24 protein-coding genes and 1 tRNA gene are annotated in these 23,824 nt (G+C 71.6%); 16 read left to right on the top strand and 9 right to left on the bottom strand.

The window, feature by feature from the left end:
• Window positions 1-37 precede the first annotated feature (37 nt).
• From mshD to AC54T1_RS00705, 3 genes are all read left to right on the top strand, one after another.
• Window positions 38-961, top strand: coding sequence for a mycothiol synthase (gene mshD / locus AC54T1_RS00695; RefSeq protein ID WP_496910666.1), 924 nt, complete (start codon window positions 38-40; stop codon window positions 959-961).
• Between the two features lie 73 nt (window positions 962-1,034).
• Window positions 1,035-3,329 (top strand): RNA degradosome polyphosphate kinase, encoded by a 2,295-nt coding sequence (locus AC54T1_RS00700; RefSeq protein ID WP_484343413.1) that lies wholly within the window; start codon window positions 1,035-1,037, stop codon window positions 3,327-3,329.
• Complete coding sequence (locus AC54T1_RS00705; protein ID WP_496910667.1) at window positions 3,326-4,357, top strand: NUDIX domain-containing protein; 1,032 nt, start codon at window positions 3,326-3,328, stop codon at window positions 4,355-4,357. The genes AC54T1_RS00700 and AC54T1_RS00705 overlap by 4 nt, the downstream gene beginning before the upstream one ends.
• Window positions 4,358-4,436: 79 nt before the next feature.
• Here AC54T1_RS00705 and AC54T1_RS00710 read toward each other — a convergent pair whose 3' ends face one another.
• From AC54T1_RS00710 to AC54T1_RS00720, 3 genes are all read right to left on the bottom strand, one after another.
• Window positions 4,437-5,441, bottom strand: a complete 1,005-nt coding sequence (locus tag AC54T1_RS00710; RefSeq protein WP_484343415.1) for an inorganic phosphate transporter — start codon at window positions 5,439-5,441, stop codon at window positions 4,437-4,439.
• Window positions 5,442-5,447: 6 nt separating this feature from the next.
• The gene (locus AC54T1_RS00715; protein WP_484343416.1) at window positions 5,448-6,068 is read right to left on the bottom strand and encodes a DUF47 domain-containing protein; all 621 of its coding nucleotides are present in this window, start codon (window positions 6,066-6,068) and stop codon (window positions 5,448-5,450) included.
• A gap of 381 nt (window positions 6,069-6,449) precedes the next feature.
• Window positions 6,450-7,049 carry a hypothetical protein gene (locus AC54T1_RS00720; protein WP_484344230.1) on the bottom strand — a complete coding sequence of 200 codons (600 nt, stop codon included), beginning with the start codon at window positions 7,047-7,049 and terminating at the stop codon, window positions 6,450-6,452.
• 169 nt (window positions 7,050-7,218) lie between these two features.
• Between AC54T1_RS00720 and AC54T1_RS00725 the strand changes: the two genes are divergently transcribed.
• The 3 genes from AC54T1_RS00725 (at window position 7,219) to AC54T1_RS00735 (ending at window position 10,940) form a co-directional block, all read left to right on the top strand.
• Window positions 7,219-8,700: a sugar porter family MFS transporter gene (locus AC54T1_RS00725; protein WP_496910668.1), complete on the top strand. Its 1,482-nt coding sequence runs from the start codon at window positions 7,219-7,221 to the stop codon at window positions 8,698-8,700.
• A gap of 144 nt (window positions 8,701-8,844) precedes the next feature.
• Window positions 8,845-9,315, top strand: coding sequence for a MarR family winged helix-turn-helix transcriptional regulator (locus AC54T1_RS00730; RefSeq protein ID WP_496910669.1), 471 nt, complete (start codon window positions 8,845-8,847; stop codon window positions 9,313-9,315).
• Window positions 9,315-10,940, top strand: coding sequence for an MDR family MFS transporter (locus tag AC54T1_RS00735; RefSeq protein ID WP_484343419.1), 1,626 nt, complete (start codon window positions 9,315-9,317; stop codon window positions 10,938-10,940). The genes AC54T1_RS00730 and AC54T1_RS00735 overlap by 1 nt, the downstream gene beginning before the upstream one ends.
• Window positions 10,941-11,030: 90 nt before the next feature.
• Here the strand turns inward: AC54T1_RS00735 and AC54T1_RS00740 are convergent, their stop codons facing one another.
• The 3 genes from AC54T1_RS00740 to AC54T1_RS00750 all read right to left on the bottom strand — a co-directional run bounded on the left by AC54T1_RS00740 (window position 11,031) and on the right by AC54T1_RS00750 (window position 13,652).
• The gene (locus AC54T1_RS00740) at window positions 11,031-11,573 is read right to left on the bottom strand and encodes an NUDIX domain-containing protein (RefSeq protein ID WP_496910670.1); all 543 of its coding nucleotides are present in this window, start codon (window positions 11,571-11,573) and stop codon (window positions 11,031-11,033) included.
• 11 nt (window positions 11,574-11,584) lie between these two features.
• Complete coding sequence (gene msrB / locus AC54T1_RS00745; protein WP_484343421.1) at window positions 11,585-11,989, bottom strand: peptide-methionine (R)-S-oxide reductase MsrB; 405 nt, start codon at window positions 11,987-11,989, stop codon at window positions 11,585-11,587.
• Window positions 11,990-12,134: 145 nt separating this feature from the next.
• Window positions 12,135-13,652, bottom strand: coding sequence for a DEAD/DEAH box helicase (locus AC54T1_RS00750; protein WP_496910671.1), 1,518 nt, complete (start codon window positions 13,650-13,652; stop codon window positions 12,135-12,137).
• A gap of 206 nt (window positions 13,653-13,858) precedes the next feature.
• Between AC54T1_RS00750 and AC54T1_RS00755 the strand changes: the two genes are divergently transcribed.
• Window positions 13,859-14,602 carry a M50 family metallopeptidase gene (locus AC54T1_RS00755; protein WP_496910672.1) on the top strand — a complete coding sequence of 248 codons (744 nt, stop codon included), beginning with the start codon at window positions 13,859-13,861 and terminating at the stop codon, window positions 14,600-14,602.
• A gap of 84 nt (window positions 14,603-14,686) precedes the next feature.
• On the opposite strand, the gene AC54T1_RS00760 is transcribed toward AC54T1_RS00755, so the two are convergent.
• Complete coding sequence (locus AC54T1_RS00760) at window positions 14,687-14,968, bottom strand: iron-sulfur cluster biosynthesis family protein (RefSeq protein ID WP_484343424.1); 282 nt, start codon at window positions 14,966-14,968, stop codon at window positions 14,687-14,689.
• A gap of 341 nt (window positions 14,969-15,309) precedes the next feature.
• Here AC54T1_RS00760 and AC54T1_RS00765 point away from each other — a divergent pair.
• A tRNA-Lys gene (locus tag AC54T1_RS00765) sits at window positions 15,310-15,382 on the top strand.
• Between the two features lie 94 nt (window positions 15,383-15,476).
• Complete coding sequence (locus AC54T1_RS00770; protein WP_496910673.1) at window positions 15,477-16,733, top strand: MFS transporter; 1,257 nt, start codon at window positions 15,477-15,479, stop codon at window positions 16,731-16,733.
• A 120-nt stretch (window positions 16,734-16,853) separates the two neighbouring features.
• On the opposite strand, the gene AC54T1_RS00775 is transcribed toward AC54T1_RS00770, so the two are convergent.
• The gene (locus AC54T1_RS00775) at window positions 16,854-17,384 is read right to left on the bottom strand and encodes a VOC family protein (RefSeq protein WP_496910674.1); all 531 of its coding nucleotides are present in this window, start codon (window positions 17,382-17,384) and stop codon (window positions 16,854-16,856) included.
• On the opposite strand from AC54T1_RS00775, the gene AC54T1_RS00780 reads away from it, so the two are divergent.
• The 5 genes from AC54T1_RS00780 to AC54T1_RS00800 all read left to right on the top strand — a co-directional run bounded on the left by AC54T1_RS00780 (window position 17,383) and on the right by AC54T1_RS00800 (window position 20,867).
• On the top strand, window positions 17,383-18,378 hold the full coding sequence (locus tag AC54T1_RS00780; RefSeq protein ID WP_496910675.1) for a helix-turn-helix transcriptional regulator: 996 nt from the start codon (window positions 17,383-17,385) through the stop codon (window positions 18,376-18,378). The two genes, AC54T1_RS00775 and AC54T1_RS00780, sit on opposite strands and share 2 nt — an antisense overlap.
• A gap of 84 nt (window positions 18,379-18,462) precedes the next feature.
• The gene (locus tag AC54T1_RS00785) at window positions 18,463-19,017 is read left to right on the top strand and encodes a DoxX family protein (RefSeq protein WP_496910676.1); all 555 of its coding nucleotides are present in this window, start codon (window positions 18,463-18,465) and stop codon (window positions 19,015-19,017) included.
• Between the two features lie 79 nt (window positions 19,018-19,096).
• Entirely contained in the window at window positions 19,097-19,861 is a 765-nt protein-coding gene (locus AC54T1_RS00790) for a hypothetical protein (protein ID WP_496910677.1), read from the top strand.
• Window positions 19,858-20,547 (top strand): DUF4166 domain-containing protein, encoded by a 690-nt coding sequence (locus AC54T1_RS00795; RefSeq protein WP_484343442.1) that lies wholly within the window; start codon window positions 19,858-19,860, stop codon window positions 20,545-20,547. Before AC54T1_RS00790 ends, AC54T1_RS00795 begins: the two co-directional genes overlap by 4 nt.
• A gap of 122 nt (window positions 20,548-20,669) precedes the next feature.
• Window positions 20,670-20,867, top strand: a complete 198-nt coding sequence (locus tag AC54T1_RS00800; RefSeq protein WP_484343443.1) for a hypothetical protein — start codon at window positions 20,670-20,672, stop codon at window positions 20,865-20,867.
• Between the two features lie 18 nt (window positions 20,868-20,885).
• Here the strand turns inward: AC54T1_RS00800 and AC54T1_RS00805 are convergent, their stop codons facing one another.
• A complete protein-coding gene (locus AC54T1_RS00805) occupies window positions 20,886-22,376 on the bottom strand; it encodes a mechanosensitive ion channel family protein (RefSeq protein ID WP_496910678.1) in 1,491 nt (496 codons plus the stop codon).
• Between the two features lie 266 nt (window positions 22,377-22,642).
• On the opposite strand from AC54T1_RS00805, the gene AC54T1_RS00810 reads away from it, so the two are divergent.
• The gene (locus AC54T1_RS00810; RefSeq protein WP_496910679.1) at window positions 22,643-23,107 is read left to right on the top strand and encodes an Hsp20/alpha crystallin family protein; all 465 of its coding nucleotides are present in this window, start codon (window positions 22,643-22,645) and stop codon (window positions 23,105-23,107) included.
• Window positions 23,108-23,363: 256 nt separating this feature from the next.
• On the top strand, window positions 23,364-23,822 hold the full coding sequence (locus AC54T1_RS00815; protein WP_484343446.1) for an Hsp20/alpha crystallin family protein: 459 nt from the start codon (window positions 23,364-23,366) through the stop codon (window positions 23,820-23,822).
• The last annotated feature ends 2 nt before the right edge of the window (window positions 23,823-23,824 follow it).

The raw sequence follows: 23,824 nt of genomic DNA on the forward strand, positions 1-23,824 counted from the left end.
CGGCGGGGCACCGCTCGGACGTGATGGAATCGACGTCGTGGATGACTCCGAGATCGAGACCGTCAGCGGCCCCCTGTCCGAGCAGGACGCCGCGGCCGTGCGGCGCCTGGCACGTGCCGCCGAGCACGTCGACGGGGTCGCCCCCCTGTCCGAGCAACCCCTCCTGTGGCTGCAGGACGATGCCGCGGCGGTGGAGCACCTGCTCGTGCGGGCCGCCGACGACCTGGCCGGGTATGCCCAGCTCGATCTCGGTGCACCCGGCAACGTGAGCGCGGAGCTCCTCGTCCACCCCTTCGCGCGCCAGCACGGCGTCGGTTCGGCCCTGCTCGCCAGAGCACGCGCGCGAGCGGTGGCACGCCCGGGCACCGACGCGGCGCACCCGCTGGCCGTGTGGGCACACGGAGACCTGCCCGCTGCGCGGCGCCTGGCGGCGTCCGCCGGGCTCGAGGTCGTGCGCGAGCTGTGGCGGCTCACGCTCGACCTGCGCGGGTACGCACCGACGGGTCGCGGCCTGCCCGACGGCGTGACCGTACGGGCCTTCCGTCCCGGCGAGGACGAGGCGGACTGGGTGCGCGTCAACGCACGCGCCTTCGCCGACCACCCCGAGCAGGGACGGGTGAGCGTCGCCGACGTCCTCGCCCGCGAGCGCGAGGACTGGTTCGACCCCGAGGCGTTCTTCCTCGCCCACCGCGACGGCACCCTCGTCGGCTCGATCTGGCTCAAGGTCCCGGCCGAGCAGGAGGGCCCGGGGCGTGTGGGCGAGATCTACGTCGTCGGCGTCGACCCGGACGCCCAGGGCACCGGCCTCGGCTCGGCGCTCACGCGCGTCGGGCTCGACCACCTCGCCGCGACGGGCGTGACGACGGCGGAGCTCTACACCGACCGGTCCAACGAGGTCGCTGTGCGGACGTACACCTCCGCGGGATTCACGCGGGCCGCGGTGGACGTCCAGCTCGGCTGACCCCGCGAGACCTGACGCGGGCCGCGGCGGCGACCGGCACCCAAAGTTCACCGAGTGGTGTCACGATGAACCCATGACCGATTCGACGACAACGCCCCGTCCGCCCGGCGCGCCGGAGGTCCTCACGCGCTCCGGCGCGATCGACCCGGAGCTCGCGGAACACATCGCCGAGCACATCGCGGAGGAGCTCCTCCCCCGGACCCCGGTGCTCGAGGACATGCCACCGTTGCCGGACGACCGGTTCGGAGACCGCGAGCTCAGCTGGCTCGCCTTCAACGAGCGTGTCCTCGAGCTCGCGGAGGACGAGACCCAGCCGCTCCTGGCGCGCGTGCGATATCTCGCGATCTTCGCGTCGAACCTCGACGAGTTCTTCATGGTCCGGGTCGCCGGCCTCAAGCGACGCATCGCCACAGGACTGGCCGTCACCTCGGCCTCAGGGCGGACCCCCCGTCAGGTGCTCGAGGCCATCGGCGACCGGGCTCACGTCCTCATGGAACGCCACGCCCGCGCGTTCGCCGACGCGGTGCAGCCCGAGCTCGCTCACCAGGGCATCACGCTCGTGCGCTGGGAGGAGCTCTCGTCGCAGGAGCAGGACCGCCTGCACAAGTTCTTCCGCAAGCAGATCTTCCCGGTGCTCACCCCGCTCGCGGTGGACCCGGCCCACCCGTTCCCGTACATCTCCGGGCTGTCGCTCAACCTCTCGGTCCTCGTCCGCAACCCGGGCACCGGCAAGGAGCACTTCGCTCGCGTGAAGGTCCCGGCACTGCTGCCCCGCTTCATCGCCGTCGACGCCAAGGGACGGCCGAGCGCACCCAGCACGCAGGCGATGGACAAGGGCCCGACGTCGTTCGTGCCGCTCGAGGACATCATCTCCCACCACCTCGACCACCTGTTCCCCGGGATGGAGATCGTCGAGCACCACACGTTCCGGGTGACCCGCAACGAGGACGTCGAGGTCGAGGAGGACGACGCCGAGAACCTCCTCAAGGCCATGGAGAAGGAGCTGCTGCGGCGCCGGTTCGGTCCGCCTGTCCGGCTCGAGCTCGCCGAGGGCATCAGCCCACGCATCCGCGAGCTGCTGCTGCGCGAGCTCGGTGTCGTCGAGAGCGAGGTCTACACCCTGCCGGCGCCACTCGACCTCACCGGGCTCAACCTCATCGCCGACCTCGACCGCTCCGACCTGCACTACCCACGGTTCGTCCCGACCACCCACCGGCTCCTCGCCGAGGTGGAGAGCGCGAGCCCGGCAGACATCTTCGCGGCGATCCGCGAGCGTGACATCCTCCTGCACCACCCGTACGACTCGTTCTCCACGTCGGTGCAGACGTTCCTCGAGCAGGCCGCGGCAGACCCCAAGGTCCTCGCCATCAAGCAGACCCTCTACCGCACGTCGGGCGACTCGCCGATCGTCGACGCCCTCATCGACGCGGCCGACGCGGGGAAGCAGGTGCTCGCGCTCGTCGAGATCAAGGCGCGCTTCGACGAGCAGAACAACATCTCGTGGGCGCGCAAGCTCGAGCAGTCCGGCGTGCACGTCGTCTACGGGATCGTCGGGCTCAAGACGCACTGCAAGCTCTCCCTCGTCGTGCGCCAGGAACCTGACGGGCTGCGGCGCTACTGCCACGTCGGCACCGGCAACTACAACCCGAAGACCGCGAGGCTCTACACGGACCTGGGGCTCCTCACGTGCGACCCGGACGTCGGCCAGGACCTCACCCGTCTGTTCAACCAGCTCTCCGGCTACGCGCCGCAGTCGCGGTTCCACCGGCTCCTCGTCGCACCGCGGTCCGTGCGGTCCGGGCTCATCGAGCGCATCGACCGTGAGGCGGCGGCGGCCCGCGACGGCAAGCCGGCGTGGATCAAGATCAAGGTGAACTCCATGGTCGACGAGGCCACGATCGACGCGCTCTACCGGGCGTCGCAGCTCGGCGTGCCCGTCGACCTCGTCGTGCGCGGCATCTGCGCGCTGCGCGCCGGGGTGCCGGGGCTGAGCGAGACCATCCGGGTGCGGTCCGTCCTCGGGCGGTTCCTCGAGCACTCCCGCATCTTCGCGTTCGCGAACAGCTCCGGTCCTGCCATCGGTGAGGGACCTGAGAGCGGACCGGAGGTCTTCATCGGCTCCGCCGACCTCATGCACCGCAACCTCGACCGCCGGGTCGAGACCCTCGTCCGGCTCGCCGACGAGGGCCAGATCCGCGATCTCGTCGACCTCATCGACGAGACCATGTCCGACTCCGCCTCCACGTGGCACCTCAACCCCGACGGCACGTGGACGCGTCACCACCTCGGACCGGGCGGCGAGCCGCTGCTCGACACCCAGGAGGTCCTCATCTCCCGCCAGCGTCGCCGGATGAGCCTCGGCAGGTGAGCGACGCAACGATCAAAGGTGCCTACCGGGTCCGGGGATCGGCAGGTGTGAGCGCACACCCCAGCGAGCAGCCCTCGGTGATCGAGTCGGCCGGGGCGCTCGTCTGGCGCGTCCGCAAGGGCGCCCTGCAGGTCCGGCTCATCCATCGTCCCCGGTACGGCGACTGGTCGTGGCCCAAGGGGAAGCTCGATCCCGGGGAGACCCTGGCCGCCACGGCGGTCCGCGAGGTCGCGGAGGAGACCGGCTCGCAGGTCGTCCTCGGTGTCCCCCTGCCCGGGCTCCAGTACCTCACCCCCGACGGCCACGTGAAACGCGTCCACTACTGGGCTGCGACCGCCGCGTCCGAGGACGACCCGGCCCTCACCGCCCGGGCTCCCGTCGCGCCGGTCTCGCCGCAGGAGATCGACGACATGGGCTGGTTCGCCGCGGAGACCGCCCGGAAGAAGCTCACGCGCGCCGCCGACCGGGTCCCCCTCGACGCGCTCGTCGGGGAGTTCGAGCGTGGACGCCTGAGCACGACGGCGCTCGTCGTCGCGCGGCACGGCCGGTCCCTCCCCCGTACCGCGTGGGTCGGTCAGGAACCCGACCGGCCGCTGACGCCCATCGGCCACGCGCACGCGGCGGCCCTCGTCCCGGTGCTCGCGGCGTTCGGCGTCGTCACCGTCGTCACGAGCAGGTGGACCCGGTGCGCCGACACCATCCGCCCCTACGCCCGTGCCACGTCCGTGCAGTCGCTCTCGAGCGAGCACCTCGCGGAGGCTGCGCACGAGCGGTCCCCCGGCCGGGTCGCGGCCGTGGTCCGGCTGCTCCTCGAGTCCCAGTCGCCCGTCGTGCTGTGCACGCACCGTCCCGTGCTGCCGACGGTCCTCGACGTCCTCGGGCAGCACTCCCGTCGCCCGGTCGCCAGCGCGCTGCCGACCAAGGACCCGTTCCTCGAACCGGGCGAGGCCCTCGTCGCGCACGTGACGAACGGGCCGAAGGGGCCGCGCGTCGTCGGGGTGGAACGCATCCGTCCGCCGCTGTACTAGCGCCACGGACGGCGACGGCCGTCCGACCCGGGTGGGTCGGACGGCCGTCGTCGTGGCAGTGCCGGCTGACGCCGCCGGGTCAGCCGAGGAAGGGGTGGAGGACCCAGTACATGACGGCGGCGACCGCAGCCGCAGCGGGGATCGTGAGGACCCACGCGATGCCGATGCTCTTCGCCACTCCCCAGCGGACCGCGGACAACCGCTTCGTGGCGCCGACGCCCATGATCGCGGACGTGATCGTGTGCGTCGTGGAGACGGGCGCGTGGAGCGCGAACGCGTTGACGTAGAGCACGACCGCTGCGACCGACTCGGCGACGAAGCCGCGCGCCGGGTCGAGCTCGATGATCTTGCGCCCGAGGGTCCGCATGATGCGCCACCCGCCCGAGTACGTCCCCAGCGAGATCGCGGCAGCGGCTGCGAGCTTGACCCACAGCGGGATGCCCTCGTCGGCCGCCGCGAAGTCACCGATGATGAGCGCCATGAAGATCACGCCCATGGTCTTCTGTGCGTCCTGCAGGCCGTGGCCGAGGGCCATGGCGGCCGCCGACGCCGTCTGGGCGATGCGGAAGCGGCGCGTGGTCTTGCTCGGGGCGGCGTTGCGGAACAGCCACAGCACGCCGACCATGACGGCGAACGCCAGGCCGAACCCGACGAGCGGCGAGATGATCATCGGCAGGACGACCTTGTCGACGATCGCCGTGCCGTAGATCCCGAGGCCGCCAGCGAGCCCGGCACCGACGAGTCCCCCGATGAGGGCGTGGGTCGACGACGAGGGCAGGCCGAACCACCACGTGATCATGTTCCAGGTGATGGCCCCCACGAGGGCGCAGAGCACGACGACGAGCGCCGCATGCGGGGAGGCGTCGTCGAGGTTGACGATCTCCTTGGCGATGGTCTCCGCCACCTCCGTCCCCAGGAGCGCCCCGGCGAAGTTCATCACGGCGGCCATGATGAGCGCGGCGCGAGGGGTGAGTGCGCGCGTCGAGACCGAGGTGGCGATGGCGTTGGCGGCGTCGTGGAAACCGTTGGTGTAGTCGAAGCTCAGGGCGAGCGCGACGACGACGACGACGAGAGCGAGTTCCACCGGGACTCAGGACTCCTTGAGCGCGATGGTCTCGACCATGTTCGCGACAGTCTCGAACGCGTCCGCGGCGAGCTCCAGGGTCTCGACGACCTCCTTGAGCTTCATGAGCTGGATGGGGTCGGTGATCTCGTCGAACATCTGCGCGAGCAGCTTGCGGTGGATCTTGTCTGCCTGGTTCTCGAGGCTGTTGACCTGGACCCAGTACTCGGACAGGTCGCCCATCGACCGCAGGTGGGGCATCGCCTCCGCGGTGAGCTCGGCGCACCGCTGGAGCACCTGGATCTGGTCGGCGACCCGGGCGGGGAGCTCGTCGAGCTTGTAGAGCACGATGAGGTCGCCGGCCTCCTCCATGTAGTCCATGCAGTCGTCGAGCGCGGACGCCAGACCGTAGATGTCGTCCCGGTCGAAGGGGGTGACGAACGTCTGGTTGAGGCGCCGCATGATCGAGTGCGTGGCCTCGTCCGCCGCGTGCTCCGCGTCGACGAGCTTCTTGGCGATGAGCTTGCGGTCTGCCCGGTCCGCGCCGAGCAGCTCGCTGAGAAGGTTCGCTCCCGTCACAAGATGGCTCGCGGAAATGGCGAGAAGATCGAAGAAGGAGGTATCGCGCGGGGTGAGGCGCAGGCGCACAGCAGGCTCCGTTGGGGCGGGCGTGGTCGTCCGACAACGACGACGACGCGGCAGCATCTTGGCGATCGACTGATCAAATACAGAGTAGGGCAGCGGTTTGGTGAACACACAACTCGCGGGGTGTCGCGCAGGCGACACCGGCCGGACCGGCCCCGGGCACGCCACTGGATGCACCGCCACGGCGGGCCCAGAGGGGGGACGCCGGACCACAGAGCGCCTGTCGGCGCAAAGGCCGCTCGTAGCGGCTTAATGTGGAGCCCGGGGCTACCGTGGCCCGACGTCGCAGATGACTTTACGCGCCCCGACCGGGCCCTGCACAGTCGCTGTGGAGGGGTTCGCTCAGAGCGTGGCGCGGATCCCGGGGTCGCCTGCGGAGGGCTCTCAGTCGAGCTTCTCCGCGCGCCACAGCCCGGCGGCGTGCTCGAGCTCCTCGGCGGTGCGGACGAGCGACGCCGCTCCGCGCGTCATGCGGGTGGCGTGGCCGGCGTCCACGGTGTCCACGTGGTCGGCATCGAACGCGGCACCCGTCGCGAGGACCCGGCAGAACGCACCGGCGCGCTCGAGCGCGACAGCGAGGTCACCCTGGAAGACTCCGGAGAGGACGGCGTCGGCGACCGTCCGCACGTCCTCGGGTCCGGGCGGTGTGACGACACCCGCGACGACGTCGTGCACGGGCGCGGCGTCGAGCCCGAGCCGGTAGCGGTCGGCCACGGTGGTCGGGTCGCGACGTACCCACTCGCGCAGGACATAGAGCCGCCACAGCGCTCCGGGGAGCGTCTCGGCCGGGCTGTCCGCCCACAGACCCGCGACGACGTCGAGCCCCTCGGTCTCGACGAGGCGCACGAGCCGCTCGACGACGACGGAGTCCTCCGACGCCCGGGCGCGGTGCACGATCGCCGCCGCCGTGGTGTGGGCGATCTCCCCCCGCAGTGCCGGGTCGAGGTCGCCCGGGATCTCGTCGGCGTCACGTGGGTCGAGCATCGCCGGTCTGCGTGGGCGCGGCGTCCCGCGCCCGGAATTACCGTGATGTCCGTTGCCCGCGCCGAAGGAGTCGCTCATCGATACAGTGTGAAGGACCAGGGGCGTCCGACGCCACGCGTGTCGGATGGTGCCCGCCGAGCAGGCTGGACACGAGTGAGAGGCACCGCGCATGGATCCGACACAGCGCCCCGCAGGCGGACAGACCGGCCCTTCCGGCTCGCAGTCTGCAGAGGTCCGCACCGCTCATCGCAAGGCCATCGCCCTCGCCGTCGCCTCCGCCGTCGGCGGCTTCCTCTTCGGGTTTGACAGCTCCGTCATCAACGGTGCGGTCGATGCCATCGAGACGGACTTCGACCTCAGCGCCACCCTCACGGGCTTCTCCGTCGCGGTCGCGCTCCTCGGCTGCGCGCTCGGCGCCTGGTACGCAGGCCGGCTGGCGGACCGGTGGGGGCGGCCGAAGGTCATGCTCTTCGGCGCCATCCTCTTCCTCGTGTCCTCGATCGGCTCCGGCTTCGCCTTCGCGGTGTGGGACCTCATCCTGTGGCGCATCGTCGGCGGGCTCGGGATCGGCGTCGCCTCGGTCATCACCCCCGCGTACATCGCCGAGATCTCGCCGACCGCCATCCGCGGGCGGCTCGCGTCGCTGCAGCAGCTCGCCATCACCCTCGGCATCTTCGCGGCACTGCTCTCCGACCAGCTCCTGGCCTCCACGGCCGGCAGCGTGTCGGCCGGGACGCCGATCGCCCTCGGCGACAGCCTCTTCGGGCTCGAGGCATGGCGCTGGATGTTCCTCGTCGCCGTCATCCCCTCGGCGATCTATGCGTGGGTGGCCCTGACGGTCCCCGAGTCCCCCCGGTTCCTCGTCGCGGCCGGGAAGGTGGAGGAGGCGCGCCACGTGCTGCGCTCGGTCCTCGGTCCCGTCGACGTCGACGCGAGGATCGAGGCGATCCGCGACTCGGTCCGCGAGGCCGAGAAGCTTGAGAAGAGTGCGTCCCTGCGGGGCCCCCGGTTCGGTCTCCTCCCGATCGTCTGGGTCGGGATCCTGCTGTCCGTGTTCCAGCAGTTCGTCGGGATCAACGTCATCTTCTACTACTCCACGACGCTCTGGCGCTCGGTCGGGTTCGACGACTCCGACTCCTTCACGTTCTCGACGATCACAGCCGTGACCAACGTCGTCGTGACCTTCATCGCGATCGCGCTCGTCGACAAGATCGGGCGCAAGCCCCTGCTGCTCGCGGGCTCCGCCGGGATGACGCTGTCGCTCGCGACGATGGCGGTCGCGTTCACCCAGGCCACGGGCTCGGGTGACAACGTCTCGCTCCCCGACCCGTGGGGCCCGATCGCTCTCATCGCCGCGAACGTGTTCGTCGTCGCGTTCGGCGCGACGTGGGGCCCGGTCGTGTGGGTCCTCCTCGGCGAGATGTTCCCCAACCGCATCCGCGCCTCGGCACTGGCCCTCGCGGCGGCCGCGCAGTGGATCGCGAACTTCTTGATCACCGTGTCCTTCCCTCCGATGGCGGACGGGCTCGGCCTCGAGATCGTGTACGGCATGTACGGTGCGTTCGCTCTCCTGTCCTTCTTCTTCGTGCTGACCAAGGTCAAGGAGACGCACAACAAGGAGCTCGAGGACATGGACGAGCACAACCGGTAGCACGCTCGTCGGAACGGGTCACAGCGCCCGGTCGGTGCGGTTCGCCGCCTCGGCCGGGCGTCGTGCTGTGCGGGATCTCACGTCCGCAAGTGTTTGCATTCTGCAAGCAACCTCTTAGAGTGGATGGCTCACCCCAGGAGACCCGTGCCCCACTCTGACCTTCCCGTCCAGGACCTCGTCCGCGCGCTCGAGCAGCTCTCGCGCGCACAACGGGACATCGGCGCCCACCTGGCCCGCGACATGACCCTGCCACGCGCAGGGGTCGCCATCCTCCGCTACCTCAGCCGCACGGGGCCGGTGCAGACCAACTGCCTCGCGCAGCACCTGCGCGTCGACCTGTCCGTCGCGAGCCGTCAGGTGACCACCCTGGTGGACCTCGGACTCGTCGGCCGGACGGTCGACGACGACGACCGCCGCGCCCGCTCCATCGAGCTCACGCCGACCGGCCGCACCGCGGTCGAGGAGATCGAGCAACGCCTGACCACCACCCTCACCGAGACGTTCCACGCCTGGGGACCGGACGAGCTCCGCGAGGCGGTACGTCACGTCACCGCCCTCGCCAGCACGCTCGCTGGCACCACGACAACCACGCAGCAGCAGAAGGACCACCACTGATGACCACGCCCCACCCCTCGGCCGCGCCGGCCGTCGACGCCCACCTCCCGGGAGAACCCGAGGAGATGACCCACCGCAAGGTGCTCGAGGCGCTCTCCGGGATCCTCCTCGGGATGTTCGTCTCGATCCTCGCGACGTCCGTCGTGTCCTCCTCGCTCCCGCGCATCCTCTCGGACCTCGAGGGCGGCCAGTCCGCGTTCACGTGGGTCGTCACCGCGACGTTGCTCACGACGACGATCAGCACCCCGATCTGGGGCAAGCTCGCGGACATCGTCAACCGCAAGACCCTCATCCAGATCGCGCTCGTCATCACCGTGGTGTCCGCCGCGATCGCAGGGTTCGCCCACAACCCGGCCATCCTCATCACCGGTCGCGCCCTGCAGGGCATCGGCGCCGGCGGCCTCATGGCCCTCGCCACCGTCCTCATCGCCGACATCATCTCGCCGCGCGAGCGCGGCAAGTACATGGGGCTCATGGGAGCCATCATGGCCGTGGGCATGGTCGGCGGGCCGCTCCTCGGCGGCGTCCTCACGGACTCCGTGGGATGGCGCTGGAACTTCTTCGTCGGCATCCCCTTCGCCATCGCCGCGATCATCGTGCTGCAGCGCACGCTGCACCTGCCGAAGCTGCCACGGGTCCGGGTCCCGCTCGACTACTGGGGCGCGCTGCTGCTGTCCGTCGGGATCTCGGGCCTGCTCCTGTGGGTCACCTTCGCGGGCGGCACGTTCGACTGGGCGTCGTGGCAGACGGCCGCGATGGTCGGCGGATCCCTCGTCGCCCTCGGGCTCGCCGTGTGGGTGGAGAGCCGGGTCGAGGCGCCGATCATCCCGCTGACGCTGTTCAAGAACCGCACGCTCGTGCTCACCGTGATCGCGAGCGTGGCCGTGGGCGTGGCCCTGTTCGGCACCGCCGTGTTCCTCAGCCAGTACATGCAGGTCGCCCGCGGCAAGTCGGCGACGATGTCCGGGGTGCTGACGATCCCGATGATCGCCGGGCAGTTCATCGCCTCGACCGTCTCCGGTGCGCTCATCTCCCGCAGCGGCCGGTACAAGCGGTACATGGTCACGGGCGCGGTCCTGCTCACCGTCGGCCTCACGCTCATGGGCACCATCGACTACCACACGAACATGGCCCTCATCGGCATCTACCTCTTCCTCCTCGGTGCCGGCATGGGCATGCTCATGCAGAACCTCGTCCTCGCCGCGCAGAACACCCTCAGTCACCGCGAGGTGTCGACCGGGACGTCGACCGTCGCGTTCTTCCGGTCCCTCGGCGGCACGGTCGGCGTCGCGGTCCTCGGTGCCGTCCTCGGCAGCCGGATCGGCTCGGAGCTCGCGACCGGGTTCGCGGAGATCGGCATCGAGGGGACACCCTCGGGAGGTGGCAGCATCCCCAACGTCAACGAGCTCGAGGGCCCGGTGAAGCAGGTCGTCGAGGCCGCGTACGGCGCGGGGGTCGCGGACATCTTCCTCATCGCCGCGCCGCTGTCCGTCATCGCGCTCGTCGCCGTCCTCTTCCTCAAGGAGGTGCCGCTCAGCCACAAGTCCGGTGTGCAGCAGCAGCTCGAGGAGCTGCGGGCGAGCGGCGTCGCCGCCCCCGAGGCCGCGGCCGGCGCGGAGCGCTGAGCTCCTCCTGCCCGACGACGAGAGCCCCGCTGGTCCCTGACGGACCCGCGGGGCTCTCGTGCGGAGCGGTGCGGCCGGAGGGCCAGCGCCTCAGCCCGTGGGCAGCCCGCCACGGCGCTGTGCGAGGGCGACGGCCGCGAGCGTCGCGGCGTCGGTGAGCCGTCCGTCGTCGACCATCGCCCACATGGCCTCCACGGAGAGCCACCGGCCCCGCGTGCCGGACCCGGTCGCTCCGCGCTCGGGATCACCCTGCTCGAGGTCGGTGGCGAGGAACACGGTCGCCTGCTGGGTGGCGAACCCGTAGGCCTCGTGGATGGTGCCGATCTGCTCGAGCACCCCCGCCCGCAGCCCGGTCTCCTCGTGCAGCTCGGCCGCGGCCACCACGGCCGGGTCGTCTCCGGGCCCGGACCCCTGGGGCAGCTCCCAGTACCGACCCCGGACGGGATACCGGTACTGCTCGACGAGGTACACCTGGCCGTCCCGCACGGGCACGACGACGACGAAGTCGTCCTTCTCGACGACGCCGTAGAGCCGCGGGGTGCCGTCGGCGTGCCGCACCCAGTCCTCGCGGACGGTCATCGTCCCGGTGCTGTGCACGACGCTCGAGGACAACGTCGTGACCTCCCCGGGCATCTCCGGGGGCACTACGCCGGGGCTTCGTCGAACGACAGGGACACGGAGTTCATGCAGTAGCGGTCGCCCGTGGGGGTCTGGGGTGCGTCGTCGAACACGTGCCCGAGGTGGGAACCGCACCGGGCACACCGCACCTCGGTGCGGACCATGCCCAGGCCCCGGTCCTCGACGAGCTCGACGGCGCTGGAGTCCTGCGGGGCGTAGAAGCTCGGCCAGCCGCAGTGGGCGTCGAACTTCGTGGTGGAGCGGAACAGCTCGTTGCCGCAGGCGCGGCACCGGTAGATGCCCTCACGTCCCTCGTGGAGCAGCTCGCCCGTCCCCGGTCGCTCGGTGCCCGCGCGGCGCAGCACCGCGTACTCCTCGGCGCTGAGCTCGCGGCGCCAGTCCTCGTCGGTCTTCTCGATCTCGTACGACATGCTCTCTCCTCCTCGGACCCTGCGGTCGACCCGCTCGTGCGGGCGCGGACCTGGTCCCACTCTCGCCCACAAGCAACGACGGGGCCCACCGGAAGATTCCGGTGGGCCCCGTCGTCGTGCTGGTCGTGCTGCGTGCTGGTGGTGCTCAGCCCTGGCGGCGGCGGCCGCCACCGCTCGCGGCGGGACGGCTGCGGCCACCACGGCCGCCACCCTCGCCACCGGAGGTGTAGCCGGAGCCGGTCGAGCTCGAGGAGTACTGGACCAGGCCGCCGCGGGAGCTGCCGGCGCTGCTCGCGCTGCGGCCGGAACCACGTGCGCTGCTGGCACCCGAGGATGCCGCGACGCGCCCGGAACCGGCGACCCGTCCACCACCGGAGCGGCCGCGGCCGCCCCCGCCCTGGCGCTGCTGCTGGGGCTGCTCGACGACGGGAGCGGGCTTGACGTAGGCCGCGAAGTCACCGACGAGGCCCTTGATGCGCGCGTCACCCGGCGTGACCTTCTGCGGCTGCGCGGTGATCTTGGCGAGGCGTGTGAGGTCGCGGACGTCGCCGCGCTGCTCAGGGAGCATGATCGTCACGACGTCACCGGCGGACCCGGCGCGGGCCGTACGGCCGGAACGGTGCAGGTACGCCTTGTGCTCGGCCGGCGGGTCGACGTGCACGACGAGGCTGACCTCGTCGACGTGGATCCCGCGGGCCGCGATGTCGGTCGCGACGAGGACCTTGACGGTGCCCGTCGAGAACGCCTCGAGGTTGCGCTCGCGCGCGCCCTGGCCGAGGTTCCCGTGGAGGTCGACGGCGGGGACGCCGTCGGCGGTGAGCTGCTTCGCGAGCTTCTTCGCCTGGTGCTTGGTGCGCGTGAAGAGCACGCGGCGTCCGGTGCCGGACGCGAGCTCCTTGACGACGTCACGCTTGGCGCCCGCGTCAGCGACCTCGAACACGTGGTGGACCATCGTGGAGACGGGCGACTCGGCGCTGTCCACGGAGTGCGTGGTGGGCGCGTCCATGTAGCGCTTGACGAGCTGGTCGACGCCGCGGTCGAGCGTCGCGGAGAACAGCAGGCGCTGGCCCTTGGCGGGGGTCTTGTCCATGATGCGCTTCACGCCGGGCAGGAACCCGAGGTCGGCCATGTGGTCGGCCTCGTCGAGGATGGTGATCTCGACGTCGTCGAGGCTGATGAGCTTCTGGCCCATGAGGTCCTCGAGGCGGCCGGGGCAGGCGATGACGATGTCGACGCCGCCCTGGAGGGCGTTGGCCTGGCGGGACTGGGCGACGCCACCGAAGATCACGGTCGTCTTGAGGCCGAGGAGCTGGGCGATGGGCTCCATGACGGCGTTGATCTGGTTGGCGAGCTCGCGCGTCGGGCAGAGCACGAGGCCACGGGGGCGGCTCGAGCGGCGACGACCGGCGGTCGCGGCGAGGCGCGTGACCATGGGGATGGAGAACGCGAGGGTCTTGCCGGAGCCCGTACGGCCACGGCCGAGGACGTCGCGTCCTGCGAGGGTGTCGGGGAACGTCGCCGACTGGATGGGGAACGGCGCGTCGATGCCGTTCGCCGCGAGGTGCGTGATGATCGGGGTGGGGATCGCGAAGTCGCTGAACGTTGCCGTTGCGGTGGTCGCGGATGTGCTTGCAGGCGCGCCGGAGCGCGTGGAGTTCGTCAAGGGGTGCCTTTTCTCTATGCGCCGTCGGGCGATTCCCTCGACGCTCGGCGCGCAGAAACTGCACGGCCTGACCCCCATCGTCTCACGGGAGGCGGCTGAACGGGGGAAACGTCCCTGTGACGCGTGCGACGTCGGTGCTGGTCGGCGCCGTGCAGCACGGCCCGACCCCTCCCGTCGCGGACGACCCGTGTGGTCGAATGCTCCTCGTGGACTCCCTGACGTCGTTCTTCTCCGAGGTGTGGTCGCGCGTGTCCGACCCGCTGCCCGCACCGGACCAGTGGCTCGTCTGGGCGACGGGTGCGGTGGCCCTCGCGGTCGTGCTGTGTGGCCCGTCGTGGCGGCTCGCGCGGCACGTCGTGACGATCGCGCACGAGGGCGGGCACGCGTTCGCCGCGTTGATCACCGGTCGCAGGCTGAGCGGCATCCGGCTGCACTCGGACACGTCCGGCCTGACGGTCTCCCGCGGCAGGCCGACCGGACCCGGGATGATCCTCACCGCGTTCGCCGGGTACACCGGACCGGCGTTCGTCGGCCTCGGCGCCGCGTTCCTCCTCCGCCAGGGGCACGCCGTGGGGCTGCTGTGGCTGCTCGTCCTCGTGCTCGCGCTCATGCTGCTGCAGATCCGCAACTGGTTCGGCCTGTGGTCGATCCTCGTGAGCGGCATCGCGCTCGGGCTCGTCTCGTGGTTCGCGAGCACCGAGGTGCAGGCGGCTGCCGCCTACCTCGTCACGTGGTTCCTGCTCCTCGCCGCCCCTCGACCGGTCGTCGAGCTGCAGCAGTCGCGCCGCAGCGGCCGCGCGCGGGCGTCCGACGCCGACATCCTCGCCCGGATCACGCCGCTGCCAGGGCTCTTCTGGGTCGGGGTGTTCCTGCTCGTCACCCTCGGGGCGCTCGCCCTGGGGTCGTGGTGGATCGGCGCATGGTCGGTGGAGGACCTGCCGAAGTTCTGACACCCCGGGGCACGACGACGCCCCGGCAACCACGCGTGCGCGTGGTGGCCGGGGCGTCGTCGCGTGCGGCGCTGTCCGCCGCGGTCAGCTCTGCGGGGCGAGGCTGAACGCCGTCGCCTGTCCCTCGGGCTGCGCGTCGAGCTTGAGGCCGGTGAGGCTCTCAGCGGTCGTCTCCTCGACGAACACGTGCGTGCTCTCGAGGTCGATGACCTTGTCCGAGGGCTTGGCCTCGGAGACGAGCGCGAGGTCGAAGTCGCCGGGCGCGCCGTCGGCGGCTGCGATGCGCAGGCCGCCGTCCTCGGGAAGGTTCGCCTGCGTGGCGAGCTCCTGGACGGCGAGACGGGCGTTGTCGGTCAGAGTCAGCATGAGGGTGTCCTCTCGTCGGGCACTCCCGGGTCGTCGCACACAGGTGCTGCCACCTGGCGACGACCCCGACGGGAGTCGTTCGGTCTCCACCACCGAACCAAGGACCGGGTGATCCCGCAATCGGAACGCGCCGTGACGACCGCTCCCGCGCCCGCCTCGATCGCTCTCCGGCGTCCACGCATCCGCACCAGGTCGCGGCTGCCGGCACCCGTGTGAAGATCCTGGGCGGACTGGCGGAGCACCTGCCGCCACCGCACCCGGGTGACCGCGTCCACGCACGAAACCGCGTAACCTGTTCGCTGGCGAGCCGGCCACCGGGAGCAACCCCACGACGGCTCACCGGGCCCCTAGCTCAGTTGGCAGAGCATCGGACTTTTAATCCGCGGGTCGTGGGTTCGAGCCCCACGGGGCCCACAGCGTCGGCATCACTGGCGATCGGCGGCACGGACGTGGCGCGCACCGCTGTACGCCGTCCGGTCACCGCCCACCGCAGGAGGAGCGCCGCCGTATGACCGCGTCCGCCGCCCCGGCACCGCCCGCAGCGCCCGCCCGGGTCGCCTCCCGCGCACGCGTGGCCGTCGCCGTGCTGTTCTTCACCAACGGGGCGCTCTTCGCCAACCTGCTCCCCCGGTACCCGGAGATCAAGGACGCGCTCGGGCTGTCCAACGCGGCATTCGGCACCGCGGTGGCGGCGTACTCGCTCGGCGCTCTCGTGTCCGGGCTCAGCGCAGGGGTCCTCATCCGACGGTTCCGCTCCTCACGGGTCGCGCTCGTGTCGACCGTCCTCGCCGCCCTCGGGTTCATCGCTGCGGGCGCCGCGCCGTCGTGGACGGCGCTCGCGGTCGGCCTGTTCCTCGCCGGCGCGATGGATGCCATCACCGACGTCGCCCAGAACTCCCACGGGCTGCGTGTCCAGGGGCTGTACGGGCGGTCGATCCTCAACTCCTTCCACGCGGTGTGGAGCATGGGCGCCGTGCTCGGCGGAATCATGGGCGCGGCGCTCGCCCACGCAGGGCTCTCGCCCGCCCGGCACATGGTCGTCTCGGGCGTCACGTTCGTGCTCGTCGCCCTGCTGGCCTGCCGGTGGATGCTCCCGGGCCCCGAGCCGCGCGACCCCGTCGTCCCCGCACCGCAGACGGCACCTGCCCGGTCGACGGTCGCCGGCCACGACGCCCCCGCTCCCGCCTCCCGCGCCGGCGCCTACGGCATCCTGCTCGCGCTCGTCGTCATCGCCGCGTCGGGCGGGATGGTCGAGGACGCCGGGGCTTCGTGGGGTGCCATCTACCTCGCCGACGCCCTCGGCGCGACAGCATTCGTCGCGAGCTTCGGGTTCATCGCCCTCCAGGGCATGCAGTTCGTCGGGCGGATGCTCGGGGACCCGCTCGTCGACCGGTTCGGGCAGCGCGCCGTCGCCCGCACCGGCGGGGCGGTGGTGCTCGTGGGGATGGGCGCTGCCCTGGCCGCACCGGGCGTGGTCGGGACGATCGTCGGGTTCGGACTGGCAGGCCTCGGCATCGCGACCCTCATCCCCGCCGCGATGCACGGGGCGGACCAGATCCCCGGGCTCGCCCCCGGCACAGGCCTGACGCTCGTCAGCTGGCTCCTGCGGCTCGGGTTCCTCGTGTCCCCACCGCTGGTGGGAGCGATCGCCGACGCCACGAGCCTGCGCACAGGACTCGTCGTCGTCCCCGTCGCGGGCCTGCTCGTCGTCGTGTTCTCCCGGGTGCTCTCCACGCAGCGCCACGCCTCCGGGGCCACGATGTAGGCGCGGGCCGCCGGGCGTTCCCCGGCGGCCCGCGGCCCAGTCACCCAGCGGTCCAGTCACCCAGCGGTCCTGTCACCCAGCGGCCCTGTCACCCAGCGGCCCAGTGACCCAACGGTCCCGTCACCCAGCAGACCGGTCCACCGCGATGTCGAGCACCCACGTCACGCCGAACCGGTCCGTGAGCTGGCCGTACAGGGGCGCCCACGGCGACGCGGCGAGCGGCTGCGTCACGGTTGCCCCGTCCGCGAGCCCGTCCCAGTACCGCTGCAGCTCGTCGGCGTCCGTGCCGCGCACGGACACGAAGAACGGGTCCTGCCCCTGGTCCCACGGCAGGTGGGGGTAGACGTCGTAGGCCATGACCCGGAAGCCGTCCGGTGCGGACACCTGGCCCCACACGACGTGGTCGGCGGTCGCGGGGTCGGTCGTGCCCATGTCGGCGTAGCTGATGATCGCGAGCTCGCCGCCGAACACGGACCGGTAGAAGGTCAGGGCGTCCCGGGCGTCGCCGCGGAAGTTCAGGTGGGGTGTGACGTCGATGGTCATGGTGGACTCCTCGTCCTCGTCGGGCGGGCCGCTCGGTGCGGCCCTACGACGAGCATCGACGGAGTAGCGGTCGGTTTCTGTCCTCTTCTCGAGGAAGATTGGGCGCATGGGGTCCTCGTCGCGCATGCTCACGCTGTTGTCCCTGCTGCAGACGCGGCGGGACTGGCCTGGTGACGTGCTGGCCGACCGGCTGCACGTCAGCAGCCGCACCGTCCGGCGCGACGTCGAGCGGCTCCGCGAGCTGGGATACCGGATCGACGCTGTGAAGGGGCCCGACGGCGGGTACCGGCTCGAGGCAGGTGCGGAGCTCCCGCCGCTGATGTTCGACGACGACCAGGCCCTCGCCCTGGCGGTCGCCCTCCAGACCGCGGCCGGATCCGGCGGGCCCGTCGGCGAAGGTGCCCTGCGAGCGTTCGCGACCGTGCGTCAGGTCCTGCCCTCCCGGCTGCGCCACCGTCTCGATGCCGTGCGGTTCATGACGCTCCCCGAGCACCCGGGTACTCCACGGACGGACCCCGACGTCCTGCTCGCCGTCATGGCGGCCGTCCGTGGGAACGAGGTGCTGCGCTTCGACTACGGCGCGGCGGACGACCCCGACGGCGCGGCTCCCGTGCCGCGGCGCGTCGAACCCCACCACGTCGTCACGCACGGTCGCCGGTGGTACCTCGTCGCCCACGACCTCGACCGTGACGACTGGCGGGTGTTCCGCCTCGACCGCCTCCGGCCGCGCACACCCACCGGTCCCCGGTTCGCACCGCGGACCGTCCCGGGTGGTGACGTCCGCACCTTCCTCGCCGCCCGCTTCACGGGCTCCGACGAGCTCGGCAACCTTCCGTGCGTCGGTGAGGCCGTCCTCGCCCTGCCGACGCGGGAGGTGGCGCCGTTCCTGCCCGACGGCATCGTCACGGACCTCGGTCCGGACCGCTGCCGGGTGGTCGTCGGGTCCTGGTCGTGGATGTCGCTCGCGGCCGCGCTCGTGCGGTTCGACGTTCCCGTCACGGCGGTGTCGCCGCAGGATCTCCGCGACGCGTTCGCCGTCCTCGCGGACCGCTCTGCCGCAGCTGGCCAGAGCCTCGAGGCGCCATCAGACGAAACATTTTAGGACTAAAGACACGAATGCCCGTTTCGCGCTACGCTCCGCAAGCCATTCAACATTCAACGACGAAGGCTTGAAGATGGAGCGACGATGACGAACGCAGCCCCGAGCACCCTCGACTCACGCCCGACCACCGCCCCAGAGACGGTCGTCACCCACGTCGCGGCGCGGCGGATCCTCGCCGTCTTCCGCATCGCGGTCGGTCTCGTGTTCCTCTGGCCCTTCCTCGACAAGGCGTTCGGCCTCGGCTTCGCGACCCCGTCCGACCGCGCCTGGATCCATGGCGGCGCCCCCAGCCAGGGCTACCTGCGCAGCGACGGCGTCGAGGGGCCGGCGAAGGACCTGCTCGCATCCATGGCCAGCCCCCTGTCCGACTGGCTGTTCATGCTCGGCATGCTGGGCGTGGGCCTCGCCCTCGTCCTGGGGATCGGCCTGCGCATCGCCGCCGTCGCCGGCGCCATCCTCATGCTCACGCTCTACGTCGCGAGCTGGCCGTTCAACTCCGGCAGCCAGAACCCGCTCGTCGACCAGCACCTCGTGTTCGCCCTCGCCGTCGTGCTGCTCGCCGCGCTCATCGCCGGGGACACCTGGGGCCTGGGACGCCCGTGGGCAGCACTCGTCGGCCGGCACACCTGGCTGCGCTGACCGCTCGACCGCGCGCCTGTGACCCACCGCACTCGCGCCCACTGTCGCGACATGCTCGTCGACCACTAGCCTTGCGCAAATGGGACATGAGCGCATCTATGTGGAGATCCGGATCCAGACGGATCTGGCCACCCTCTGGACGGCCACCCAGGACCCCGACCTCCACGCCTCATGGGACCTGCGCTTCACGTCGATCACGCACCTGCCGACGCCTGACGGTGACCCGCAGCAGTTCACCTACGCCAACCGCGCGCTGCCGGGCCTCCCCCTGACCGGCGTCGGGATCTCGCTCGGCGAGCGCCACCGGCCCGACGGCGGCTGCACGTCCGCGTTGCGCTTCGCGGCCGACGACGCGCTCTCGCCCATCGCGACCGGCGCCGGGTACTGGCGGTACGTGCCCGACGCCGACGGCGTCCGGTTCCTCACGGGCTACGACTACACGCCTGGCTGGCAGGGCGCGACGCTGGACCGCGTCGTCGTGCGGCCGTTCATCGGATGGATGACCGCGTGGAGCTTCGACCGCCTGCGCCTGTGGCTGGAGGACGGGATCACTCCGCGCGCGTCCCTCGTGCGCAGTCTCGTCGTCCTCGCGGCGCGGGTGGCGGCCCTGGCCACGCTCGTCGTGGCCGCCCGGTCGTCGTCCGGGGGCCCCCGACGCCGGGCTCCCGGGCTCCTCGCCGCAGCAGGTGTCGTGCTGGTCGCCCCGCTGCCCGTCGACGTGCCTCGCGCCCGACGCTGCCGGCGCACGCCGGTCGACGTCGAGCGCCCACCGCGGATCACCGAGCGCGTCAGCGCCTCGCGGCTCCCACCCCTGCCCCACCCCACCCCACAGGAGCGCTCATGATCACCGACCCCGTCTTCGCGCGTGCCCTCGGCAGCGACACCGACCGTCTCCACCCCGAGATGCGGCGCCGGTTCGGCCTGACTCCCGACGGGGAGAACGCCTGCGTGGGGCGCGGCGTCATGGAGGAGATCTGGCGCGGACCCGCCGTCACGGTGCCCTTCCTGTGGCTCGGTGCGTGGCGGAACATCCTCGTGCCGCGGACGGGGACCGACGTGCCGTTCACGATCGAGAACTACGCCTACACCGACTCGCTGGGGCGCGACACCGTGACGTTCGTCCGGACGTTCGAGTTCCCCCGCGGACGCCGCAGCCGCTTCGACGCGACGATGGTCTACGACGCACGCAACGACCGTGTCCTCGACTACCTCGGCACGCACCAGCACCTCGCCGTCGACCTGGACCTCGAGGTCGACGAGCGCGGCGGGCTCGTCGTGCGCACCGGGCCGCAGCGCTTCTACTCGGGCCCGGTCGGATTCTCGTTCCCGATGATCGCCAGCGGGACCGGCGTCCTGCGGGAGCACTACGACGACGACGCGGGCTGCTTCCGGGTCGACCTCACCGTGAGCAACCCGGTCGTGGGCCCGATCTTCGGGTACCGCGGCACCTTCCAGTGCTCCTACTCCGAGCTGGCCGCGGCCACGATCCCCGCCGCGGCGAAACCGCTGCGTGAGGAGTACCGACGGTGAACGGCGCTCCGTGACGACCGGGGCCCGGGGTGCGGTGGTGCGCGCCGCGTCCCGGGCGGACCGGGACGACCGCCGGTAGCGTCGGAGGCTCCACCACCCACGACGACCGCCCGGAGGCTCCCATGATGCAGTGGCAGGAGACCGCGCCAGAGGTGTGGACGGCATCCACGGCCGACCGCGTCTACACGGTGACGAAGAACCACCACCGGTGGCAGTTCCGGTGCACCCCGCCGCCGGCCGACCTGACGGCCGACGGGGCGCTGTGGCCCACGCTCCTCGAGGCCCAGGAAGAGGCAGAGGAGCACAGCCACCTGCCCTGAGCCGCGGCGCCCGGAGGGTCAGGACGAGCGGTCGACCGCCGTCGGGCCGTCCGGGTCCGAGCTCTCGTCGTGGCGCCCCGGCTCGTCGGCGTCGATGGAGATGCGCGCGATCCGTGCGGTCTTCTCCCGCTCGTCGATGACGTCGCGCCCCGGCCCGGAGAACGCCTTGAGACGCTCGCGCGCAGCCGGGCTCCCGGTGAACAGTCCGCCGGCTGCGGCCTCCGCCGCGCTGAGCACCTGCGTCTCGGCGACGTCACCGAGCCCGCCGCGCGGGTCGCCGTCGGCGGGATGGACGCCCCGGGTGGGCTCGGCCAACCGCATCCGTACGCCCGGTCGAGCGACCCGTACCGGGATCCGCGCCGGCAGACGCGGCTGCTCGGCGGCCGGGGGCGCGGGGGCGGCGTGTCCGGCCGGGGCGGCCTCGGGCGGGACGGCCCCGGGCGGCGGCTCGGGGATCTCGGGCGCCCCCTCGGTGACCCGCACCCGCGGGACGCCCTGGGGGGCGGAGCGCTGCAGCCACGTCACGAGGCCCTCACGGAGATAGCAGCGCAGGTCGAACAGCGTCCCGGCGTCGACGGCGCTGGCCATCGCGCGCACCCGGACGAACCCACCCACGGCGTCGGTGATCTGCAGGATGCCCACGCGCTTGTCCCAGAGGTCGGTCGCCGCGAGCAGCCGGGTGAGCTCGGCGCGCATGGCCTCCACGGGCACGTCCCAGTCGAGGTCGATCTCCACCGTGCCGAGGAGGTCGGCCGCCCGGCGCGTCCAGTTCTGGAACGGTGTCGTCGTGAAGTACGTGCACGGGAGGATGAGGCGTCGGTCGTCCCAGATGTGCACCACGACGTACGTCATGGTGATCTCCTCGATCCGCCCCCACTCTCCCTCGAGCACGACGACGTCGTCCACGCGGATCGCGTCCGTGAAGGCGATCTGCATCCCCGCGAACACGTTCCCCAGGGTCGACTGGGCGGCGAGACCGGCGACGATCGACACGACACCGGCGGAGGCGAGGAGGCTCGCGCCTGCCGCCCGCGCCGAGGGGAAGGTCAGGAGCACCCCCGCGAGCGCGCACAGGACGATGACGGCCACGGTGACGCGCCGGACCACGGTGATCTGCGTGCGCACGCGTCGCGCGTGCCGGTTGTCCGCGACGTCGGTGCGGAACCGGAGCAGGGCGCCGTCCTCGATGACGAAGGCGAGCGCTCCGACGAACCACGCGCCGACGATGATGAAGGCGATGAGCAGCAGGTGCTCCGCGAAGGGGAGCCAGCCCTGCGAGGGAGCCGTCACGAGCCGGACCGCGATCCACACGGCGACGACCATGAGCACCGCTCGCAGGGGTCTGCGCATCCGCCGGGACAGGTCCTCGGCCATCCAGCTCCGGCTCGCGAGGCGTCGGGTGAGCACGGAGATGACGGTTCCGAGGACGAAGGCCACGACGACTGCGCCGAGGACGCTGAGAACTGTCAGGAGCACGTTGGTCGCGTCAGGGACGTCGGCTTCGGGCATGCGTCCACGCTAGGCGCCGCGCTGGGGGATGTCATGACGATCGGGTGAAGAACATGTTGTGACCAGCGGCGATGCACCGCCCGGAACCGCGTTGCGGCAGGCCCAGCGCGGTGTCCGCCGTTCGCTCACGGCGAACACGTCCGGTTGGCACTCGCCGTGCGCGAGTGCTAAAAAAATGTCCCGTAGCCGCACCGGCCGCCCCAGGCGGGCCGGGTCGCGCAGAGGCCCCGGACGGTCCGGGGTCGTCGTCAAGGAGGTGATGGGCGATGGCTACACGTTGGGACCCCTTCCAGGAGATGGACCGCCTGCTGGGCTCGGTCGTCAGTGGCGCGCGCAACGCTGCCCCGCTGCCGATGGACCTCTTCCGCTCCGGCGACCACTATGTGCTCACCGTCGACCTGCCGGGCGTGGACCCCGGGTCCATCGACGTCTCGGTGGAGCACCGCACCCTGACGATCCGCGCCGAACGCACCCCCCGCTCCCACAGCGACGCGCAGTGGCTCGTCCGCGAGCGCCCGTCCGGCACCTTCGCCCGTCAGCTCACGGTGGGCGAGGGCCTGGCTCTCGACGAGATCGCCGCCACCTACCAGGACGGCGTGCTCGCCCTGACCATCCCCGTGAGCGAGCAGTCGAAGCCGCGCCGCATCGAGGTCACGCACGCCGGGTCGAGCCCCGTCGGCGCCGCCGGCTCACCCGAGGCGATCGAGTCCGCGCAGACCGTGGACGCCTAGGAACCTCCGGGGACAGGAGGAGCGAGAGCTCCCCTGCGCTCGACCGCCCCGCCACGTCCTGTGCGGACGAGACGGGGCGGCCCCGTGTCCGGACTCAGCGGGCGCCAGTGATGGACACCGACGGGAGCACGACCTCGCCGAGCATGCGCTGTCCGCGCGTGCTAGAACGGACATACGGCCTGAAACGGGCATGGCTCGCGGTCGGCACGGTTGCGCTCCGGAGAGTCCGGAGCCGTTGTCCAGGAGGTAAGCACTCATGGCTACACGTTGGGACCCCTTCCACGAGATGGACCGCCTGCTCGGCTCCGTCGTCAGCGGCACGCGCAACGCCGCCGCGATGCCGATGGACCTGCTGCGATCCGGGGACCACTACACGCTCAACGTCGATCTCCCCGGGGTCGAGCCGGACTCCATCGACGTCTCCGTCGAGGACCGCACACTGACCATCCGCGCCGAGCGGAACGCCCCGTCCGACGGCGACGCGCAGTGGCTCGTCCGCGAGCGGCCCGCAGGCACCTACGCACGTCAGCTCACGGTCGGCGAGGGCCTCGCGCTCGACAAGATCGACGCCGCGTACAACGACGGCGTGCTCTCGCTGTCCATCCCGGTGAGCGAGCAGTCGAAGCCCCGCCGCATCGAGGTCGCCCACACCGGGGGCAACCGGACGGTGGGCGGCGGCAGCACCGAGGCGATCGGGCAGCACGCCGGAGCCTGACC

Source organism: Sanguibacter sp. Z41_6, assembly GCF_059621145.1.

Coding starts and splice junctions, on each gene's coding strand:
- AC54T1_RS00795 (WP_484343442.1), top strand. CDS start 19,858: ATGATCACCGACCCCGTCTTCGCGCGTGCCCTCGGCAGCGACACCGAC.
- AC54T1_RS00720 (WP_484344230.1), bottom strand. CDS start 7,049: ATGCTCGACCCACGTGACGCCGACGAGATCCCGGGCGACCTCGACCCG.
- AC54T1_RS00735 (WP_484343419.1), top strand. CDS start 9,315: ATGACCACGCCCCACCCCTCGGCCGCGCCGGCCGTCGACGCCCACCTC.
- AC54T1_RS00810 (WP_496910679.1), top strand. CDS start 22,643: ATGGCTACACGTTGGGACCCCTTCCAGGAGATGGACCGCCTGCTGGGC.
- AC54T1_RS00740 (WP_496910670.1), bottom strand. CDS start 11,573: ATGCCCGGGGAGGTCACGACGTTGTCCTCGAGCGTCGTGCACAGCACC.
- AC54T1_RS00760 (WP_484343424.1), bottom strand. CDS start 14,968: ATGCTGACTCTGACCGACAACGCCCGTCTCGCCGTCCAGGAGCTCGCC.
- AC54T1_RS00780 (WP_496910675.1), top strand. CDS start 17,383: ATGGGGTCCTCGTCGCGCATGCTCACGCTGTTGTCCCTGCTGCAGACG.
- AC54T1_RS00775 (WP_496910674.1), bottom strand. CDS start 17,384: ATGCGCCCAATCTTCCTCGAGAAGAGGACAGAAACCGACCGCTACTCC.
- AC54T1_RS00790 (WP_496910677.1), top strand. CDS start 19,097: ATGGGACATGAGCGCATCTATGTGGAGATCCGGATCCAGACGGATCTG.
- AC54T1_RS00800 (WP_484343443.1), top strand. CDS start 20,670: ATGATGCAGTGGCAGGAGACCGCGCCAGAGGTGTGGACGGCATCCACG.
- AC54T1_RS00770 (WP_496910673.1), top strand. CDS start 15,477: ATGACCGCGTCCGCCGCCCCGGCACCGCCCGCAGCGCCCGCCCGGGTC.
- AC54T1_RS00785 (WP_496910676.1), top strand. CDS start 18,463: ATGACGAACGCAGCCCCGAGCACCCTCGACTCACGCCCGACCACCGCC.
- AC54T1_RS00805 (WP_496910678.1), bottom strand. CDS start 22,376: ATGCCCGAAGCCGACGTCCCTGACGCGACCAACGTGCTCCTGACAGTT.
- msrB (WP_484343421.1), bottom strand. CDS start 11,989: ATGTCGTACGAGATCGAGAAGACCGACGAGGACTGGCGCCGCGAGCTC.
- AC54T1_RS00815 (WP_484343446.1), top strand. CDS start 23,364: ATGGCTACACGTTGGGACCCCTTCCACGAGATGGACCGCCTGCTCGGC.
- AC54T1_RS00725 (WP_496910668.1), top strand. CDS start 7,219: ATGGATCCGACACAGCGCCCCGCAGGCGGACAGACCGGCCCTTCCGGC.
- AC54T1_RS00700 (WP_484343413.1), top strand. CDS start 1,035: ATGACCGATTCGACGACAACGCCCCGTCCGCCCGGCGCGCCGGAGGTC.